The following is a 19,266-nucleotide window of genomic DNA, read 5'->3' on the forward strand; positions in this document are numbered from 1 at the left end:
TCCAACTCAGTGCGACCCGATCCGCCCCCGACGCAGCGCTCCCTGTTCCAGCCGCTGCAACAGCGTCTCGATCGTCGGCGGCGTGGCCGTCTCGGCCGGCGCACGCGGCGGTCGAGCGATCGGTGTCGGCGCGCTGACTTCCGGCGCAGGTTCAGGCACCGCGACAACCGGCTCCTCGGCGACCGCCGCCTCGACGATCGGCGGCTCGACCGGAGGCGGTGCAGCCGCGGTCACGAATGTCTCCGGTTCGACCGTCGAGGACATCTCGATCACCGGCGCGACCATCGACGGCGGCGCCAGCGGCGCAACCGGTCGAGCGGGCTCCATCGGCACCGGCCGCATCGCCTTCGGATCATACGCGGCCAGCGGCAGGTCGAGATCAGCGGGGATCGTCCGCTCATCGCGCGCAACACCATCGGTCGAGCCCGCGACCCCGACCTCCATCAGGGGCGTGCCGAGATCGGCCGCCGACATCGGCTTGCGCGGCGGTGCGTCGGGGTGCGCGTCGGCACGGCGGATCACCGGCACGCCGTCCTCCCGCCGCCGTACGCCGGCGAACACCCCGCCCGGCCCGAACAACAGATACAGCGACGACCAGAGGATCGCAGCAACCAACGCCCCCGCTCCCAGCGCGATCGCCACGCGCGCGGTCGCCCCGAGCGGCGGTGCCGCCATCGGTATCAGCGTCGCGATCCCGGTGTCCGATACCAGTGTCTCCAGCGCGTCACCCGACGACAGCATCACGCCGGCCGCCGCAACCAATCCCCCGGCAACCGCGCCGATGATCGGAAGCGCGCGGTTCAGGCTCGGACGCCGCAAAGTCTGGAGATCAAACGCTGCCATCAATCTTCCCGCACCGCGGCTGCGATCAGCCGCTCATAGACTGGCGCATAGCGGCGAATGTTTGACGACCAGTTACGCTCTTCCTGGACGAATGCACGCCCCCGCGCCCGCCGCGCGTCCCAGCCGGAGCGATCCGCGAACATTCCCGCAAGCGCAGCCGCGATCGCGGCCGGATCGTCGGGCGGAAACAGCGTTCCCGTATCGCCGTCGCGGATCAGTTCGCGGTGCCCGCCGACGTCTGACGCCGCGACCAGCCGCCCCTGCGCCATCGCCTCCAGCGGCTTCAACGGGGTCACCAGGTCGGTCAGCCGCATGCGCTTGCGCGGATAGGCCAGGATATCGACCAGCCCGTAATAGCGCTCGACCTCCTGATGCGGCACGCGCCCGACGAAGCGGATCGCCTCCGCCACCGGCGACGCCTCCGCCTGTGCGCGCAAGGCCGCCTCCATCGGTCCGCCACCGACCATCAACAGCCGCGCGTTGGGCCGCACCGCAACCAGCGCCGGCATCGCCGCGATCAGGTCGTCGAGCCCTTCGTAATCGTAGAAGCTGCCGATGAAACCGACGACATCCGCGCCGTCGAGGCCGAGTTGCGCGCCCAGGACATCGTCGCGCGGCGGCGCGTTGCCGAACAGGTCGAGATCGACACCGTTGGGCGACACCATGATCTTGTCCGCCGAAATCCCCCGCGCGATCAGGTCGCCGCGGAGGCCCTCGCAGATCACCGCGACGGCATCGGCACGTCGCACAGCCCAGGTCTCCAGCGTCCGCGTCGCCCGGTAGCGCAGCGACGTCGCCGTCCCCGTCCCGTTGCCGACCGCTGCATCCTCCCAGAATGCCCGAATCTCGTAAACCAAAGGCAGCTTGCGTTTCCGCGCGACGATCAGCGCGGCGAGCGCATCGATCACCGGCGAATGGGCATGGAGGATGTCGGGCTTGAAGGCATCGACCGCCGCCTCGATCCGCTTGGCGAACGCCGCGATCCCGACGACTTCGCCGACCGGTCCCGGCTTCACCCCGCCATCCGTACGGTGGAAGGTCAGCCCGTCGATTGACTCGACCGAAGCAGGGGCGACACCGTGCCGCGGGCCGGTCACCGCAGCGACCGTCCAGCCGAGCGCCTCCTGCGCCTTGAGGATCGCCCGCGTGCGGAACGTGTAGCCGCTTTGCAGCGGCAGGCCGTGATCGAGGATATGAAGGATACGCATCGTGGACGCCGTCTGCCACAGATCGCTTAACGGCGCGTCAACCGCCTATCCCTACAGACGATTCACTACAGACCATTCCATGAAGCCCGCATATCCGGAAAGGAGGCCGTACCCATGATCGACAATCTCGCGCTCGGCCTCAGCCACGGCCTGATGATGCTCGCCGCGTTCCTGCTGCTCAAGCGCCCCGATCTCGACCGCGAGCCCAGTCCGCACGACGCCCCCGATTCCAGGCGCAAGCCCGGCGAGAAACCCCGCCGCGATGCGTGATCTCGCGTTCATCGCCTTCCTGCTCGCGTTCTTCGCGATGGGGTTCAAGCGGCCGTTCCTGCTCGTGCTCGTCTATGTCTACATCGATATCGTCTCGCCGCAGCGGCTGACCTACATCCTGCTCAATTCGGTGCCCATCTCGCTGATCGCCGTCGCGCTCGCGGTCGGAGGGTGGATCCTCGCCGACGACAAGCGCGACACCCGCGTCGGCGGGCGGCAGGTGCTGATCGTCGTGCTGCTACTGTATTGCTGGGGCACGACGATCGCCGCGGACTTCCCGGTCGAGGCCAAGGAGAAATGGGACTGGGTGTGGAAGGCGCTGGCGTTCGCCGCATTCCTTCCCCTGACATTGCGGACGCGCGTACGGATAGAGGCGCTGCTGCTGTTCATGATCCTCGCGGCCTCGTCGATCATCATCGTCGGCGGCATCAAGACGATCGCCAGCGGCGGCGGCGGCTACGGCCAATTGAACCTCATGGTCGACAATAATTCGGGCCTGTACGAGGGCAGCACGATCAGCGCGGTGGCGATCGCGATCATCCCGATCATCATCTGGTTCATCCATCATGGCACGATCTTCAAGCCCGACTGGCGCGTGAAGGGCTATTGCATCGCGCTCGTCTTCGCCTGCCTGCTGATCCCGGTCGGCACCTCGACGCGTACCGGATTGCTCTGCATCGGACTGTTGGCACTGCTGTCGATCCGCAACGTGAAGCGCAAGATCGCGTATCTGGCCATGCTAGGGGTGCTGGGGGTCGCGGCGATCCCGTTCCTGCCGTCGACCTTCACCGACCGGATGAACACGATCAAGACCTATGACGCCGACGAATCCGCCTCGACGCGTCTCGCGGTCTGGAAATGGACGATCGAATACGCGAAGACGCATCCGTTCGGCGGGGGCTTCAACGCGTATCTCGGCAATCACATCCGCTATGACCTGAAGACGACACCCGGTGCTGCCGCCGGGGCAGGGTCGACCGTCGAAGTCGACAAGGCCCGCGCCTATCACAGCGCGTATTTCGAGATGCTCGGCGAACAGGGTTATCCCGGCCTCGCGCTCTGGCTGGCAATCAACCTGATCGGCATTTTTCGTATGGAGATCGTTCGCCGCAGATACCGCGATCCTGCGGGTGAATACCCCTGGGCCGGTCCGCTTGCCGCCGCACTCCAGAGCGGGCACATCGTCTACCTGCTCGGCGCGGGATTCATCGCGATCGCGTTCCAGCCGTTCATCTACATGCTTATCGGCGCACAGATCGGTCTCGACACGTACCTCGCGCGCAAGCGGAGCGAACAATCATTCCGGCCGATGCGCCGCGCTGTGCCCGCGGTGGCCAAGCGTGAAGATCCGGGCGCACTCTCGGCGTGACCGACCGGGCTCCGGTTCACGAACTGCGCGCGCTGACCGGCGTTCGCGGGATCGCCGCGTGGTTCGTCGTCCTCTACCATATCCGCTTGTCGGTCGCGGGCCTGCATGGCGGTCTGCGCGACGTGTTCGCCAAAGGCTATCTGGCGGTCGATTTCTTCTTCCTGCTTTCCGGCTTCGTGATCTGGCTGACATGGTCCGACCGCCTTCGAACGGGCGGCTGGGCCTGCATCCCCCGCTTCCTGCAGAAACGCATCGCCCGTATCTGGCCGTTGCATCTGGTCACCCTGGCGGCCGCCGTCGCGCTCGCCCTGCTGCTCCGCGCGACCGGCCGCAGCGATCCGCAGTTCGTGTTCCCCGAATTGCCGCTCCACGTCCTGCTGCTCCAGAACTGGGGCTTCACGCATCAACTCGCCTGGAACGACCCGGCCTGGTCGATCAGCGCGGAGCTTGGTGCATACCTGTTGTTTCCGTTGCTGGTGATGACAGTGGACTGGCGGCGCTTGCCGAGTTGGGGACTGCTGACGATCGCGGGCGGATTGCTGGTCGGCCTGCACCTAGCGATGGACGCCTCGACGCTTGGCACCGACATTCCGCGCTACGGCCTTCTCCGTTGCCTCATGGAGTTCACCACCGGCAGCATCGTCTGCGCGCTGTGGTTGCGGTGGCGTAGCGCGTCGCGAGCACCGGTATGTGCTGCGCTTGTGGCTGTGCTCGTCGCAGGATGCTGGATCGCCGGCGCCCCAGAAACGCTGGTAGTTCCGGCACTGTTCGCGACGGTCCTGCTCGTGCTGGCTCTGACCGCTGGCAAGCCTGCAAATCCGTTCGAACTGAGATGGACACACTATCTGGGCGAGATCAGCTACGCGACCTATCTCAGCCATTTCATCTTGTGGAAGGCGTTCAAGCTTGCCTTCGTCAGCGATGCGACCGCCGTGTCGCCCGCGAAGATCGCGCTGTATCTCTGCTTGGTGCTGCTGGCCTCGATCGCCCTCTATCACCTGATAGAACGCCCCGCCCAACGCTGGCTCAACAGGCTCCCCTTCCGCTTGCGGGAGGGGTTGGGGGAGGGGCGTCCGTAGAAGATCAACGCCCGTTCTCCTCCCCTAGCCCCTCCCGCAAGCGGAAGGGGAACAGCTCAATCCACAGGCTCGTCGGCTAGTTCTTCTTCCAGCGCCTCGATGATCGCCTTGTTGAACGCGGGGATGTCATCCGGCTTGCGGCTCGTGATCAGGTTGGCGTCGATCACGACTTCCTCATCCACTACGTCCGCGCCCGCATTCTCCAGGTCCGTCCGGATCGATGGGAAGCTCGTCAGCCGGCGCCCGTCAATCACGTCCGCCTCGGCCAGCAGCCACGGTGCATGGCAGATCGCGGCGACGATCTTACCGTCCTCCATGAACTCGGTGATGATCTCGATCGCACGCTCCTGCTGGCGCATCGTGTCGGGATTGGCGACACCGCCCGGCAGCACCAGTGCGTCGTAATCGTCGGTATCGACCTCGTCGAGCGTCATGTCGGGCGTCGCCGTCTCGGCCTTGTTGATATCGCCCTTCATGCCCTGGATCGGGTCCATCTTGATCGACGCGAGCGTTACCTTCGCGCCCGCCGCCTCCAGCGCCTTGCGTGGTTCGAACAGCTCGACGGTCTCGACACCGTCGGCAGCGAGCATCAATACGCGAGCTTGGGAAAGATCGACCATGTCATGTCTCCAGTGAAATCCCGTGCCCCCTCAACCAAGCGCAGCCCGCCTCGTTCCGGAACGATGCGCCTTCCCGAACATTTGCAGAGATAGTCAGAATCAGACGCCCCAAGGGACCACCGCATTGCCCATCAAGATCGTGTATTCCGACGACTCCAAGCCCGGCATCACCCGCAAGAAGATGCGGAACGGCTGGGGCTATTGGGATGCCAAGGGGGAACGCATCACCGACCGCGACGAGATCGACCGGCTGAACGCGGTCGGCCTGCCCCCCGCCTACCGCGACGCTTGGTTCTGCCCCAAGCCCAACGGCCATATCCAGGCGGTCGGCTGGGACGAGAAGGGCCGCAAGCAGTATCGCTATCACCTCGGCTTCCGCGAAGCGCAGGAGGCCGCCAAGTACGAACGCTGCGCCGATTTCGGCCACGCGCTCCCCAAGATCCGCAAGGCGGTCGAGGCCGATCTCCGCAAGCGCTCGCTGACTCGCGAGCGCGCGGTCGCCGCGGTCATCCGCCTGCTCGACGGCGGCCACATCCGCATCGGCAACGAAGCCTATGCCGAGGCGAACGAGAGCTTCGGCGCGACCACGCTGCGCAAGCGCCACGGCGAAGTGAAGGGCTCGACGCTGAAACTCCAGTACAAGGGCAAGTCCGGCAAGCTGCGGACGCTCAGGATCACCGATCGGTCGCTCAGCAGCTTCGTCAAGAAATGCCAGGACCTCGACGAGCAGCATCTGTTCGCATGGCTCGACGATGCCGGCGTCGCGCATCCCGTTACCTCGACCGACGTCAACTGCTACATCCGCGATGTCACTGGCACCGATTTCACCGCCAAGAACTTCCGCACCTGGGCCGCCAGCGTCGCCGCGTTCGAGGCGCTTGCGTCCGCCGAACGCGACCTCAGCCTCAAGACGATGCTCGAACCCGTCGTCGCCCGGCTCGGCAACACCCACGCGATCGCACGGAAGAGTTATGTTCACCCGTCGCTCATTGCGCTTGTGAAACAAGGCCAATCTGCCTTTCGCACCGCGCTCCGCCTCCCGCGCGCCAAGCGCTATCTCAGCCGCGAGGAATGTGGCCTGATCACCTTCCTCGAAGCCGGCGCCTGCCCGACCGCCATTATTGCCAAGGCGGCCTGACGAGTATTCCCATGTCCAACACTACCGCCCCCAAGCAGCCGATCTTCGACGCAGGCGACGTCGGCGACCAAGCCCAGGGCTTCGTCACCGCCAGCGTCGCCTGGGTACAAGCCTATTGGCTCCAGATCCTGATCGCGTTCGGGATCGGCGCGGTGATCGTCGTCGCACTCCACACCGCGCGCCGTTTCGGCAGCAAGCTCTGCGAACGCCCGCGCGCGCTCAACGGCTGGGGCATCGTCGTTGGCAAGGCGATCGCGCGGACCGGAAATTTCTTCATCGTCATGCTCGCCGCCAAGCTGGTCGCGGGATACTCCGCCGCCCCCGGCGAGGTCGCGACGACGATCAACTTCCTCTTCACCGTCGCCGCCGTCTTCCAGGCCGCCGTCTGGGTCCGCGAGATCATCCTCGGCGCGATCGAGCACCGCACGCAATCCGAACATTATTCGGGCGAAGCGCTGCTCTCGGCGATGGGCCTGATCCGCCTGTTCGTCACGTTCGTAGTGTTCGCGGTCGCGCTGGTCGTCGTCCTCGACAACCTCGGCGTCAACGTCACCGGCCTCGTCGCGGGTCTGGGCGTCGGCGGCATCGCGATCGGTCTGGCAGCACAAGGAATCTTCGCCGACCTGTTCGCCGCGCTCGCGATCATCTTCGACCGCCCGTTCCGCCGCGGCGATTCGATCAGCTACGACACCGCCTCGGGCAGCGTCGAGGCGATCGGCCTCAAATCGACCCGCATCCGCGGCATCGACGGCGAGGAGCGTGTGATCTCGAACAAGAACCTCCTCAACAAGGAGATCCTTAACAACACGCAGCGCAACCACCGCCGCGCGAAATTCGTCATCGGCGTCACCTATTCGACGCCCCCCGAAATCTGCTCGCGCATCCCCGCGATGCTGAAGGAGATCGTCGAGGCCAACGACAAGATCTTCACGCGGGCCGGCTTCACCGGCTTCGGCGCGTCGAGCCTGGATTTCGAGGTGCAGTTCGACAGCAAGGGGCCGGATTATGCGAGCTTCTACGACGGTCGCACGGCGGTCGGAATCGCGATCCTGAAGCGCTTCAACGACGAGAAGATCGAGATCGCCTTTCCGACCCAGGTGAATATGATGGCCGCACCGGATGGCTCGGTCGTGATGCCGTATCCCCAAGGGCGACGGTCGGACGCGGAAGCAACGCCTACCTGATTATCTACCCGGCCGCTCGACGCCTTCCTTCGGCTTCGGAATGTACGCGCCGGTTAGGGCAGCCCTACCCTACCTTGTTCTCCCGCGAAGGCGGGAGCCCAGTCTGGGTCCCCGCCTTCGCGGGGAAACAATCCTTGCTTGGGTAGCGCGAAACCACCGCTGCTGAGACAAGCTGGACGTGAAGAACTCGCCGCGACGCATCAACACCACCCCGGCGAAGGCCGGGGCCCAATTGGCAAGGTCGCAGTAACGAACCGCAACGGCCGTCAGCACCGTTTCCCAATTGGACCCCGGCCTCCGCCGGGGTGGTGCCCTATGATGTCGGGGACTTGCCTTATAAGACGAACGAAGGCCGAGTCCCGCCCGCTTAAATCCCACCCTCATCCAACGACAACAAAGTCGCATTCCCCCCAGCACTCGTCGTATCCACAGAAACAGCCCGCTCCGCACAGAACCGGTACAGATACCGCGGCCCGCCAGCCTTGGGCCCGGTCCCCGACAACCCCTCGCCCCCAAAAGGCTGAGACCCCACGACCGCGCCGATCATCGACCGGTTGATATACAGATTCCCCACCGCAGCCTCGGCCTCGATCACCTCGGCCGCCCGCGCGATACGGCTGTGCAGACCCATCGTCAGGCCGTAACCCTTGGCGTTCACCCGAGCGATCGTCTCGCTCAGCTTGCCCGCCTCCCACGTCGCGACATGCAGGATCGGCCCGAACCACTCCTGGTTCAGATCCTCGATCGCCCCGATCCGCACCAGCGTAGGCGGCACGAACAGCCCGTCCGTCGGCGCGTCGAGCGTCTTGACGATCTTCGTCTTCACGCTCTCGCGATACGCCATCAGCCGGTCATACGCGGCTTGGTCGATCACCGGCCCGACATCGGTCGCGGGATCGCCCGACCGCCCGATCCGCAGCGTCTCCATCGCCCCCGACAGCATCTCGATCACGCCCTCGGCGATATCCTCCTGCACCAGCAGCAAGCGCAACGCCGAGCAACGCTGCCCCGCAGACCGGAACGACGACGCGATCACGTCGGCCACCACCTGCTCGGGCAGCGCGGTGGAATCGACGATCATGGCGTTGATCCCGCCGGTCTCCGCGATCAGCGGCACGATCGGCCGTGTCTCGTCGTCGAGCAACGACCGCGCGATCTTCCGCGACGTCGCGGTCGACCCGGTGAACGCGACACCCTGGATGCGCACGTCCGCGGTCAGCGCCGCGCCGACCTCCGGCCCGCCGGTCACGAGCACCAGCGCATCGACCGGCACACCAGCCTCATGCGCCAGTTCCACCGCACGCGCCGCGATCCGCGGGGTCTGCGGTGCAGGCTTGGCGACCACGGTGTTGCCGGTGACGAGCGCCGCCACCGTCTGTCCGAGGAAGATCGCCAGCGGGAAGTTCCACGGCGCGATCGTCGCCCAGACACCGCGCCCCTCGATATGCAGCGTGTTGCGCTCTCCCGTCGGCCCCGGCAGCTCGATCGGATGCAGGTTCAACCGCGCCTGCTGCGCATAATACCGGCAGAAATCAGCCGCCTCGCGCACTTCGCCGATCGCATCACCAATCGTCTTGAACGCCTCCTGCACGCAGATCGCCATGAGTTCGTCGCGGTGCTTCTCGAGCAGGTCGGCGAGGCGCTCGAGGCAAGCCGCGCGCTCGTCGACCGGCGTGGTCGACCAACCCGGAAACGCCGCATGCGCACGCGTGATGGCAGCTACAACAGAACTCCCCTCCCGCTCGCGGGAGGGGTCGGGGGAGGGGATGACCAACCCGCGATCGGAACCTGTGGAGGAAAGGTCGGCCCCTCCCCCGACCCCTCCCGCAACCGGAAGGGGAGCAGAAACGGCAGCAACCACCGCCTCCAAAGTCCCCACATCACTCAAATCCAACCCGGCGGAATTCCGGTGCCCCCCAGCCCCGAACAAATCCACCGGCAACGGAATGCTAGGATGCCGCTTCCCTCCGACCGCAGCGATCTTCGCCACAGGATCCGCCAAGATCTCAGCCTCGGTCAGCCGCTCATCCGCCAACTGATGCACAAAGCTCGAATTCGCCCCATTCTCCAGCAACCGCCGAACCAGATACGCGAGCAGGTCCCGGTGCCCGCCAACCGGCGCATAGACCCGGCAATGATAGCCATTCTCCTGCACCAGCCGCTCGTACAGCCCGTCACCCATCCCGTGCAGCCGCTGGAACTCGAAGTCGCGCGAGTTGCCCGCCCATTCCATGATCGTCGCGACCGTCAGCGCATTGTGGCTCGCGAACGCCGGCCGGATATTCTCCGCGGCCAGCATGTCCTTCGCCACGGCCAAATACGACACGTCGGTCGCCGCCTTGCGCGTGAACAACGGATAGTCCGCCAGCCCCTCGACCTGCGTGCGTTTGATCTCGCTATCCCAATACGCGCCCTTCACCAGCCGCACGTTCATCACGCGGTCCAGCCCGTTCGCCCATTCGATCACCGGCCGCGCGCGCTTACCGTACGCCTGCACCGCCATGCCGAACCCGTCCCAGCCCTTCAGCGACGGCAGCCCCGCGACCACGCCGATGATGTCAAGGCTCATCTCCAGCCGCTCGGATTCCTCCGCGTCGACGGTCAGCGCGATGCCCTTCGACGCCGCCTGCACCGCCAGCGCCTCCAGCATCTCGGTCAGCGCAGGCACGCATTCGCTCCACCGCGCCACCTCGTACCGCGGGTGCAGCGCCGACAGCTTGACCGAGATCGAGTGCCCCGCCGCCGGATCGCGCCCGACCGCATCGACTGCGCCGACATACGCCTGGAAGTATCGCTGCGCATCGGCATGCGTCCGCGCCGCCTCGCCAAGCATATCGAAGCTCGCCGTGAAGCCCTTGTTCTCCGGCCGGCGCATCCGCTTCATCGCCTCGTCGATGGTACGACCCATCACGAAGATCTCGCCCATCATCTTCATCGCCGCGCCGACCGCTTGGCGCACGAACGGCTCGCCCGCGCGGCTGATCAGGCGCCGCAGCGGCCCGGTCGATCCCTCGCCGACCAGCACGCGGCCGACCACCAGCCCCCAGGTCGCCGAATTGACGAGCTTCGAGTTCGACTTGCCCGCATGCGCGCGCCAGTCGGCATCGCCCAGCTTGTCCGCGATCAGCAAATCCGCCGTCTCGGGATCGGGCACGCGCAGGAACGCCTCGGCCAGCGACAGCAACGCGACGCCTTCCGACGAATTCAGCCGATATTCCTGGAGGAACTGGTTCACCCAGCCCTTGCTCTGCGCCGCCCGCAGGTCCGCGAGCAGGCCCAGCGCATGCCCCATCACGCGTTCACGCGAATCCGAATCGAGCGCGGCGCGGTCCAGCAACGGTTTTAGAACATCGGGTTCGCTCGCGCGGTACAGCTTCGCCATGATATCGCGGGCATGGGACGTTACGGCAGTCGACATTTTCCAGCTTCCGGTTGGGTGAGGCTTGCGATCCGCTCGCCTGTACGCCTAGAGACATTCCAGCGCTTAGCGCCAAATGAGCTTTGAGGGGAATGCCGTGGCGACGATCACCACCGCGCAGATGCAGCAGCGCATCGGCACCGAGACGGTTTCCGACTGGGTCGAGGTGACGCAGGCCATGATCGACAAGTTCGCCGATGCGACCGGCGACCACCAGTTCATCCACATCGATCCGGTCCGCGCGGCGCAGACCCCGTTCGGCCGCACGATTGCGCACGGCTTCCTGACGTTGTCGCTGATGCCGCTGCTGTCCTCGAAGGTGCCCGACGCGCCGACGATCGAGGGCGCGAAGATGGGCGTGAACTACGGCGGCAATTCGGTCCGCTTCCTCACCCCAGTCCGCTCGGGCTCGAAGGTGCGTGGTCGCTTCAAGCTGCTCTCGTTCGACGAGAAGCGTCCCGGCCAGTGGCAGCAGACCAACGCGTTTTCCGTCGAGATCGAGGGCCAGGAAAAGCCCGCCCTGATCGCCGAATGGATCAGCCAGATTTTCGTTTGAAACTAATTCCCCTCCCGCAAGCGGGAAGGGAGCAGATAAGGATATACCCATGCGTTCAGCCGTCATCGTCTCCACCGCCCGCACCCCCATCGGCCGCGCCTATCGCGGCGGCTTCAACAACACCCCCGCCCCGACTTTGGCGTCGCATTCGATCAAGGCCGCGGTCGAGCGCGCCGGCATCGACGGCGCCGAAGTTGACGATGTAGTCTTCGGCTGCGCCCTCCAGCAAGGCCACCAGGCCGGCAACATCGCCCGCACCTCGCTGCTCCGCGCCGGGTTGCCCGTCACCGTCTCGGGCATGTCGGTCGACCGCCAGTGCGCGTCGGGCCTGATGGCGATCGCCACCGCCGCCAAGCAGATCATCACCGACAACATGGACATCACGATCGGCGGCGGTGTCGAGAGCATCAGCCTCGTCCAGACCCCGCAGATGCGCGTCGCCCCCGATCCCCAGCTGATCGCGATGCACAAGGACGTCTACATGCCGATGCTGCAAACCGCCGAAGTCGTCGCCAAGCGCTACGGCATCAGTCGCGACGCGATGGACGCCTACGCGCTCCAGTCGCAGCAGCGCACCGCCGCCGCGCAGGCCGCCGGCTACTTCAATGCCGAGATCGTGCCCGTCGATGCCAACATGGCCATCGTCAACAAGGAGACGAAGGAGGTCACGTACAAGGACGTGACGATCACCAAGGACGAGGGCAACCGCGCCGACACCACGCTGGAGGGCCTCCAATCGCTCAAGCCGGTGATGGGCCCCGACTTCACGATCACCGCTGGCAACGCCTCGCAGCTCTCGGACGGATCGTCGTCGTCGGTGCTGATGGAAGAGAAGATCGCCTCGCAGCGCGGTCTCCAGCCGCTCGGTCGCTATGTCGGCATGGCGGTCGGCGGCACCGAGCCCGACGAGATGGGCATCGGCCCGGTCGTGGCGATCCCCAAGCTGCTCAAGCGCTTCGGCTTGAAAATGGACGATATCGGCCTGTGGGAGCTGAACGAGGCGTTCGCGGTGCAGGTGCTCTATTGCCGCGACCATCTCGGCATTCCCGACGAGCTGCTCAACGTCAGCGGCGGCGCGATCTCGATCGGCCACCCCTACGGCATGACCGGCGCCCGCGCGACCGGCCACGCGCTGATCGAGGGCAAGCGTCGCGGTGCCAAGTATGTAGTGGTCACGATGTGCGTCGGCGGCGGCATGGGCGCAGCCGGGTTGTTCGAAGTACTGTGAACTTGCAAGATATGTCGAGAAGCGATATTTAGTCTTTCGGCAAAGGACATTCTTGCCTTTCTGTGCGAGCCCTGGTTGTGTCAGCAGCCGGGGCTCAACTGCGTTTGGGGCCCGAGTGTCAGCTCGAACCCCGCCCGTGTGCTTATCCTCGACGTGCCACTTCGATGATCTTCACGACCAAGGTCGCAAAGGCGAAGAGCACGCCCAGTATCAGACACAGATCGACAAGAGACATTCTCGATCCTTTCATGTGCGACAGCAGACTTGCTGCCGCCGCCACCATGACGCGTCGCACGCGCAATCACCAAGCGGCATCGCGTGCGCCGATCGGCCGCCCCCGCGCAACCAACCTCCGCCCCGCCCGTTCTCAGTGGCAATCCAAGCCAATAGGAGAATGACGATGGCCGACAAGGATACCCCGCAGGAAGTCGCAGCGAAGTTCATCGATAAGCTGAAGGCCAGCCCGTTCGTGATGATCGGCCTACATGACGGCCAGCATTCCGAGCCGATGACCGCGCAGATCGACGACGATCAGCCCAACACGCTGTTCTTCTTCGCCGGCCGCGACAACCGTATCGCCAAGGGCGGCGCCGCGATGGCGCAGTTCGTCGGCAAGGGCCATGATTTCTTCGCGTGCATGGCTGGCGACGTCTCGACGTCGAACGACCGCACGCAGATCGACAAGCTTTGGAACAACCAGGTCGAGGCATGGTTTCCGGGCGGCAAGGAAGACCCCAACCTGACGCTGCTGCGCTTCGACATCGACAGCGCCGAGCTGTGGGAAACCGATATCTCGATCGGCGGCCGCCTCAAGATGCTGTTCGGCGGCACGATCCGTTCGGACGAGTCGAGCAGCCACGCAGTGGTAAACTCGATCGCGTAACGACTGCGGGCAGCCTGCGAGGGCTGCCCGTTTCTCTCACCCGTTCGCGGTGATGAACTCCTCCACCACCGGCGCGATCTTCTCCCGCCAGCGCGTGCCGTTGAAGATGCCGTAATGACCAGCACCTTCCGCGATGAGGTAGCGCTTCTTCTCGTCGGGTAGCGCAGTCGCCAGCGTCAGTGCCGCCTTGGTCTGCCCCAACCCCGAAATGTCATCACGCTCGCCCTCGACCGCGAGTAGGCCAATGTCAGTGATCGCCGCCGGATCTACCAGCCGACCACGATGCGTCATGATCCCACGCGGCAGCGCATGGTTCTGAAACACGACGTCGATCGTCTGAAGATAGAATTCCGCAGTCATGTCGCACACCGACCGGTATTCCTCATAGAAATCCTGGCTCTGCGATGCGCTTTCGCCGTCGCCTTGGACGAGATGCTTATACATCTCCCAATGCGAGACCATATGGTTGCCCAGATTCATCGACATGAACCCGGCAAGCTGCAGGAAGCCAGGATATACCTTCCGACCCGCACCCGGATAATTGCCCGGGACGGTCGCGATGACGTTCTGCTCGAACCACGCATGCGGCCGCTCGGTCGCCAGCGTATTTACCGCAGTCGGCGCCTCGCGCGTGTCGACGGGACCACCCATCATCGTCAGCGTCTTCGGACGGCACGGGTTCTTGTCCGCACTCATCAAAGCGACGGCGGCGTAACACGGCACCGAGGGCTGGCAGACGGCGAGCATGTGCGTGCCCCCCCGCCCCTCATTCGCACCGATCGTCTCCAGATATTCGATCAGATAATCGATGTAGTCGTCGAGATCGAACCGCCCTGCCGACAGCGGCACGCTGCGCGCGTCGCGCCAATCGGTGATGTAGACGTCGGCGAACGGCAGCATCCGCTCGACGGTGCCGCGCAGCAACGTCGCGTAATGACCGGACATCGGCGCGACGATCAGCAGCTTCGGACCACCCTCAACGCCCTTGCGCACGAAGCGCTTCAGCTGCCCGAAGTCCTTCCGGAGCACGATCTCCTCGCGCACCGCGACCTCGCGGCCGTCGATCGTCGTCGTGTCGAGACCGAAGGCAGGCTTCCCTCGCGTTGCATTCGCGTGTGCGAACACTTCGAGCGCCGATGCGACCACCGTGCCGCCGCCCAAATAGGCGAACGGGTTTGCCGGATTGTTGAGCATATCCGCGCCGAAGCTCGCCATCTTGCTGGCGCCGGCCATCATCGAACGCTGGAATTCATAGGCATCGTAGAGCATGCGGTATCCTCTCGCCTCATCGGGCTTTGCACGGTGGTAACGCAATTTTGCCGCAGTGCAACGCGCGATCGACCGCCGCTCCGTCCCGCGCGACCGGATCACTGCTCTCGGCGACGCCCGGTTCTCGTTGAGCGCCACCCCCGCCACTGCTAGGCACCGCGCATGGCCAAGCCGATACCCGAAGAGAAGACGTCCCGCCGGATCGGCGATCTCGCGATGGTGTGGCGTCACGCCTCCCAATACCCCCGCCAGATCGCGTTCGCGGGGCTCGCGCTGATAATGACCTCGGCCGCGACGATCGGCATTCCTTACGGGTTCAAGCGCGTTATCGACCGCGGCTTTGGCCCCGGCGCGGGCGGGTCGGTCGCCAACTCGTTCCACTATCTGCTAATGATCGTCGTCGTGCTCGCACTCGCGACCGCGGTGCGCTTCTATTACGTCTCGTGGCTTGGCGAACGCGTCGTCGCGGATATCCGCACCAATGTGCAGCGCCACCTGCTCCGCCTGACACCGCGCTTCTTCGAGGAGAACCGCCCGTCCGAGATCGCCTCGCGCCTCACCTCGGACACCGCGCTGATCGAGCAGGTCGTCGGCAGCACGGTGTCGATCGCGCTGCGCAACACCTTCACCGGCATCGGCGGGCTGATCTACCTGTTCGCGATCTCGCCGAAGCTCGCGGGCATGCTGATGATCGGCATCCCGCTGATCATCCTGCCGATCGCGCTGCTCGGCAAACGCGTGCGCAACTACTCGCGCACGTCGCAGGACCGCGTCGCCGATGTCGGCTCGATCGCCACCGAGACGCTCGGCGCGATGAAGGTCGTGCAGGCGTTCGGGCAGGAAGACCGCGAGGCGATCCGTTTCTCTGACGCGGTCAGCGCGACCTTCGCGGCGGCTCGTGCCCGGATCATGCTGCGTGCGGTGATGACCGCGATCGTCATCGGCCTCGTCTTCGGGTCGATCACATTGGTCCTGTGGGAAGGCGCAATCGACGTCGCCGCCGGGCGCATCAGCGGTGGCGCGATCGCCGCGTTCGTCCTGACCGGCGGCATCGTCGCCGGCGCGTTCGGCGCGCTGACCGAAGTGTACGGCGACCTGTTGCGCGGCGCCGGTGCGGCCGGACGCCTGTCCGAGTTGCTCCGCGAAAAGCCCGAGATCGCCGCGCCCGCCAACCCGGTCGCCCTGCCCCAACCGCCACGCGGCGCGCTCGCGTTCGAGGGCGTGCAGTTTCACTACCCGACGCGGCGCGACGTCGCCGCCCTCAACGGCTTCTCGCTTGACGTCCGGCCCGGCGAGACGGTCGCCGTCGTAGGGCCTTCGGGTGCGGGCAAGACGACGTTGTTCCAGCTGGTCCAGCGGTTCTACGATCCCGACGCGGGGCGCGTAACGCTCGACGGCATCGACCTGCGCGACGCCGATCCCGCCGAAGTCCGCGCACGCATCGCGATGGTCCCGCAGGAGACGATCATCTTCGGCGCGTCGGCGCGCGACAATCTGCGCTACGGCGACTGGTCCGCAACTGACGACCAGCTCTGGGCCGCCGCCGAAGCCGCCAACGCCGCCGAGTTCCTCCGCAAGCTCCCCGAAGGCCTCGACACGTTCCTGGGCGAAGGCGGCGCGCGGCTGTCGGGCGGCCAGCGCCAGCGCGTGACGATCGCGCGTGCGCTCCTCCGCGACGCGCCGATCCTGCTGCTCGACGAGGCCACCAGCGCACTCGACGCCGAGAGCGAGCGGCTCGTGCAGGAAGCGCTCGAACGGCTCATGGCGAACCGCACCACGCTGGTCATCGCGCACCGCCTCGCCACCGTGCGTGCGGCCGAGCGGATCATCGTGATGAACGATGGACAGATCGTCGAAGAAGGCTCGCACGGATCGTTGATGACCAACAGCGGGCTCTACGCGCGGCTGGCGAGCCTGCAGTTCAACGAGGCCGCTTAGACCTTCGTGGTCTTGGGTTTCTTTGGTTTCGGCAGCGGCAGTTCCGCGGTCGAGATACGGACGAGTTCGGCCAGCCAATCGGAATCGTCCCAGCGATCGGCGTCGACCAGCAGGCACGGTTTCGCGCCCGGATAAGGCGGCGCTTCGTCGATCGCCCCAGCGAACGCGCGGCCACCCGGGGTCGGCTTCACGAACAGCTGGTCGTCGCAGATCAGCGCGACCATCCTGCCGTCGCAATAGACGCCGTATTCGCCGAACATCGGCTTTGCGGAGACCTCCCCCGCCGCGGCGAGCTGGTCGACGATGAACGCGACGGTCTTGCGATCGGATGCCATAGGGTGATCCTCGCAGATCGGCGTGGCCTTGGCGAGCCATGCCGACGACGGCGTTTCGCTTGCGATGCCGTAATCGCGCGCGCAAACTCGGCAAAACAGGAGATGGATATGCGCGACTTCGACATCGTCATCTACGGCGCGACCGGGTTCACCGGGCGGCTCGTGGCGGAGTATCTCGTCCAGACCTATCCCACCGGCGTTCGGTGGGCGATGGCGGGGCGCTCGCTGTCGAAGCTGCAGGAGGTCCGCGACCTGATCGGCGCGCCTGCCGAGAGGGCGCTGATCGCTGCCGACTCCGACGACCCCGCCAGCCTGCGCGCAATGGCCGAACGTGCCACCGTGGTCATCTCGACGGTGGGACCGTACCAGCTGTACGGCTCCAACCTCGTCGCCGCGTGCGCCGCGACCGGCACCGGTTATGTCGATCTGTGCGGCGAGCCCGCATGGATGCGCCACATGATCGACGCGCATGAAGGCGAAGCGACGCGCACCGGTGCGCGCATCGTGTTCTCCTGCGGGTTCGACTCGATCCCATTCGATCTCGGCGTGCTGACATTGCAGGATGCGGCGAAGGCCAAATACGGCGCCCCCGCTCCCCGAGTGAAAGGCCGCGTGCGGAAAATGCAGGGGACGTTCTCGGGTGGCACTGCGGCCAGCCTCAAGGCGACGCTTGCTGCTGCCGCGCGTGATCCCGGCATCGTCAAGCTGCTGACCAGTCCGTTCGCGCTGACCCCCGGCTTCCAGGGACCGCATCAGCCGACCGGGATGATCCCCGAGTACGACACGACCATCTCGGCCTGGGTCGCGCCGTTCGTGATGGCGCCGATCAACACCAAGAATGTCCACCGCACCAATTTCCTGCTCGGCGAGGCCTATGGCGCGGACTTCGTCTATGACGAGATGATGGTGGCGGGACTGGGCGATCTCGGCAAGGTTGCAGCCGAGGCGATCGCGAAGTTCAATCCGTTCTCGGGCGACAAGGGGCCGAAACCCGGCGAAGGCCCGTCGAAAGAGGAGCGCGATGCCGGCCATTACGACCTGCTGTTCGCGGGTATCATGCCCGATGGCGAGCGCATCGACACGGTCGTCACCGGCGATCGCGATCCCGGCTATGGCTCGACCAGCAAGATGATCGCAGAGGCGGCGTTATGCCTGGTTCAGGATATCGAAGCCGATGGCGGGATCTGGACGCCCGGCGCTCTGATGGGGACGAAACTGCGTGATCGTCTGGTGGCGAAGGCGGGGCTCACCTTCACAACCGGCTGATCAGCCGCGAAAGAACCACGTCGCGATCCAGGAGATCAGCACCGACGCGATAATCGCGATCGGCACGGCGAGACGTCGGCGTCGCTCGATCGCAGCATAATGCGCGTCGAGATCGAAATAGAAGCGGCCTTGCGCGGTTTCGCGGACGATGCCGTTGGCACGCAGCCGATCGAGCGCCCCCTGCTCCCTGGGGTCACGAGGTAGGAAGGCGATCGCATCATCGGGTGCGATCGCGTGTCGCGCCAGGAACAGCGCCGGGATGACTCCGCGGATCCGGTGCGGTCGCAGCGCCATCGGCATGCCGGAGGGGCTCGGAATTACCGGCGAGAGCTTATTCGGCAAGCGCGAAGACCGTCGCCGCCGCCGCAACGCTTGCAGCTACGCCCGATACTCCGACGATCGCTGCGGCTCGTAGTCGCACCGAAGCGCGAAATGCACCGAGCTTCCGCGCATCGAGATGATACCGCCCCGCCCCGTCGTCGACGATCGCGCCATAGACGCGGAGTTGCCGAAATATCCGTGCGTCCTTCGCTGCATAGGCGATCGCACGATCAGCCGACGTGGCCCGTGCCACGACGAAATCCTTGATGATCCGTCGCCGCGATCGGCCTAGAATAAGTCCCCGCATACTCTTCCCCCCACGCCGATCTCGCATAGCGCGG

At 65.6% G+C, this 19,266-nt stretch carries 18 protein-coding genes; 10 read left to right on the top strand and 8 right to left on the bottom strand.

What is annotated here, in order from left to right:
* Window positions 1-6: 6 nt before the first annotated feature.
* Together BM244_RS13790 and BM244_RS13795 are read right to left on the bottom strand one after the other, a co-directional pair.
* Window positions 7-843 carry a hypothetical protein gene (locus BM244_RS13790; protein WP_093399466.1) on the bottom strand — a complete coding sequence of 279 codons (837 nt, stop codon included), beginning with the start codon at window positions 841-843 and terminating at the stop codon, window positions 7-9.
* Window positions 843-2,051 (bottom strand): TIGR04063 family PEP-CTERM/XrtA system glycosyltransferase, encoded by a 1,209-nt coding sequence (locus BM244_RS13795; RefSeq protein WP_093399467.1) that lies wholly within the window; start codon window positions 2,049-2,051, stop codon window positions 843-845. Before BM244_RS13795 ends, BM244_RS13790 begins: the two co-directional genes overlap by 1 nt.
* Before the next feature lie 114 nt (window positions 2,052-2,165).
* Here BM244_RS13795 and BM244_RS23120 point away from each other — a divergent pair, with 114 nt between their 5' ends.
* Genes BM244_RS23120 through BM244_RS13805 form a run of 3 tightly spaced genes read left to right on the top strand, consistent with a single transcriptional unit; the run spans window position 2,166 to window position 4,769 of the window.
* Window positions 2,166-2,321, top strand: coding sequence for a hypothetical protein (locus tag BM244_RS23120; RefSeq protein ID WP_175518202.1), 156 nt, complete (start codon window positions 2,166-2,168; stop codon window positions 2,319-2,321).
* Window positions 2,314-3,690 (top strand): putative O-glycosylation ligase, exosortase A system-associated, encoded by a 1,377-nt coding sequence (locus BM244_RS13800; RefSeq protein ID WP_093399468.1) that lies wholly within the window; start codon window positions 2,314-2,316, stop codon window positions 3,688-3,690. The genes BM244_RS23120 and BM244_RS13800 overlap by 8 nt, the downstream gene beginning before the upstream one ends.
* Window positions 3,687-4,769 (top strand): acyltransferase family protein, encoded by a 1,083-nt coding sequence (locus BM244_RS13805; protein WP_093399469.1) that lies wholly within the window; start codon window positions 3,687-3,689, stop codon window positions 4,767-4,769. The genes BM244_RS13800 and BM244_RS13805 overlap by 4 nt, the downstream gene beginning before the upstream one ends.
* Before the next feature lie 56 nt (window positions 4,770-4,825).
* Here the strand turns inward: BM244_RS13805 and BM244_RS13810 are convergent, their stop codons facing one another.
* Window positions 4,826-5,389, bottom strand: a complete 564-nt coding sequence (locus BM244_RS13810) for a type 1 glutamine amidotransferase domain-containing protein (RefSeq protein WP_093399470.1) — start codon at window positions 5,387-5,389, stop codon at window positions 4,826-4,828.
* A 181-nt stretch (window positions 5,390-5,570) separates the two neighbouring features.
* Here BM244_RS13810 and BM244_RS13815 point away from each other — a divergent pair, with 181 nt between their 5' ends.
* Complete coding sequence (locus tag BM244_RS13815) at window positions 5,571-6,527, top strand: DNA topoisomerase IB (RefSeq protein ID WP_093399589.1); 957 nt, start codon at window positions 5,571-5,573, stop codon at window positions 6,525-6,527.
* 11 nt (window positions 6,528-6,538) lie between these two features.
* Complete coding sequence (locus tag BM244_RS13820) at window positions 6,539-7,711, top strand: mechanosensitive ion channel family protein (protein WP_093399471.1); 1,173 nt, start codon at window positions 6,539-6,541, stop codon at window positions 7,709-7,711.
* Window positions 7,712-8,078: 367 nt separating this feature from the next.
* On the opposite strand, the gene putA is transcribed toward BM244_RS13820, so the two are convergent.
* Window positions 8,079-11,129: a bifunctional proline dehydrogenase/L-glutamate gamma-semialdehyde dehydrogenase PutA gene (gene putA / locus BM244_RS13825; protein WP_093399472.1), complete on the bottom strand. Its 3,051-nt coding sequence runs from the start codon at window positions 11,127-11,129 to the stop codon at window positions 8,079-8,081.
* A 97-nt stretch (window positions 11,130-11,226) separates the two neighbouring features.
* On the opposite strand from putA, the gene BM244_RS13830 reads away from it, so the two are divergent.
* From BM244_RS13830 to BM244_RS13840, 3 genes are all read left to right on the top strand, one after another.
* Window positions 11,227-11,685 carry a MaoC family dehydratase gene (locus tag BM244_RS13830; RefSeq protein WP_093399590.1) on the top strand — a complete coding sequence of 153 codons (459 nt, stop codon included), beginning with the start codon at window positions 11,227-11,229 and terminating at the stop codon, window positions 11,683-11,685.
* A 49-nt stretch (window positions 11,686-11,734) separates the two neighbouring features.
* Complete coding sequence (locus tag BM244_RS13835; RefSeq protein WP_093399473.1) at window positions 11,735-12,913, top strand: acetyl-CoA C-acyltransferase; 1,179 nt, start codon at window positions 11,735-11,737, stop codon at window positions 12,911-12,913.
* Between the two features lie 400 nt (window positions 12,914-13,313).
* Entirely contained in the window at window positions 13,314-13,796 is a 483-nt protein-coding gene (locus tag BM244_RS13840; protein ID WP_056052905.1) for a pyridoxamine 5'-phosphate oxidase family protein, read from the top strand.
* 36 nt (window positions 13,797-13,832) lie between these two features.
* Here the strand turns inward: BM244_RS13840 and BM244_RS13845 are convergent, their stop codons facing one another.
* Window positions 13,833-15,065, bottom strand: coding sequence for a polyhydroxyalkanoate depolymerase (locus BM244_RS13845; RefSeq protein WP_093399591.1), 1,233 nt, complete (start codon window positions 15,063-15,065; stop codon window positions 13,833-13,835).
* Between the two features lie 162 nt (window positions 15,066-15,227).
* Between BM244_RS13845 and BM244_RS13850 the strand changes: the two genes are divergently transcribed.
* Window positions 15,228-17,003 carry an ABC transporter transmembrane domain-containing protein gene (locus tag BM244_RS13850; RefSeq protein WP_093399474.1) on the top strand — a complete coding sequence of 592 codons (1,776 nt, stop codon included), beginning with the start codon at window positions 15,228-15,230 and terminating at the stop codon, window positions 17,001-17,003.
* Here the strand turns inward: BM244_RS13850 and BM244_RS13855 are convergent.
* Window positions 17,000-17,338 carry a TfoX/Sxy family protein gene (locus tag BM244_RS13855; RefSeq protein WP_093399475.1) on the bottom strand — a complete coding sequence of 113 codons (339 nt, stop codon included), beginning with the start codon at window positions 17,336-17,338 and terminating at the stop codon, window positions 17,000-17,002. The genes BM244_RS13850 and BM244_RS13855 overlap by 4 nt on opposite strands.
* 108 nt (window positions 17,339-17,446) lie before the next feature.
* Here BM244_RS13855 and BM244_RS13860 point away from each other — a divergent pair, with 108 nt between their 5' ends.
* Complete coding sequence (locus tag BM244_RS13860) at window positions 17,447-18,604, top strand: saccharopine dehydrogenase family protein (RefSeq protein WP_093399592.1); 1,158 nt, start codon at window positions 17,447-17,449, stop codon at window positions 18,602-18,604.
* Here the strand turns inward: BM244_RS13860 and BM244_RS13865 are convergent, their stop codons facing one another.
* The gene (locus tag BM244_RS13865) at window positions 18,605-18,904 is read right to left on the bottom strand and encodes a hypothetical protein (RefSeq protein WP_093399476.1); all 300 of its coding nucleotides are present in this window, start codon (window positions 18,902-18,904) and stop codon (window positions 18,605-18,607) included.
* Between the two features lie 31 nt (window positions 18,905-18,935).
* Window positions 18,936-19,178, bottom strand: a complete 243-nt coding sequence (locus tag BM244_RS13870) for a hypothetical protein (RefSeq protein ID WP_139226939.1) — start codon at window positions 19,176-19,178, stop codon at window positions 18,936-18,938.
* Window positions 19,179-19,266: the final 88 nt, after the last annotated feature.

Origin of the sequence: Sphingomonas sp. OK281 (assembly GCF_900115295.1) — a bacterium.
Lineage (GTDB): Bacteria > Pseudomonadota > Alphaproteobacteria > Sphingomonadales > Sphingomonadaceae > Sphingomonas.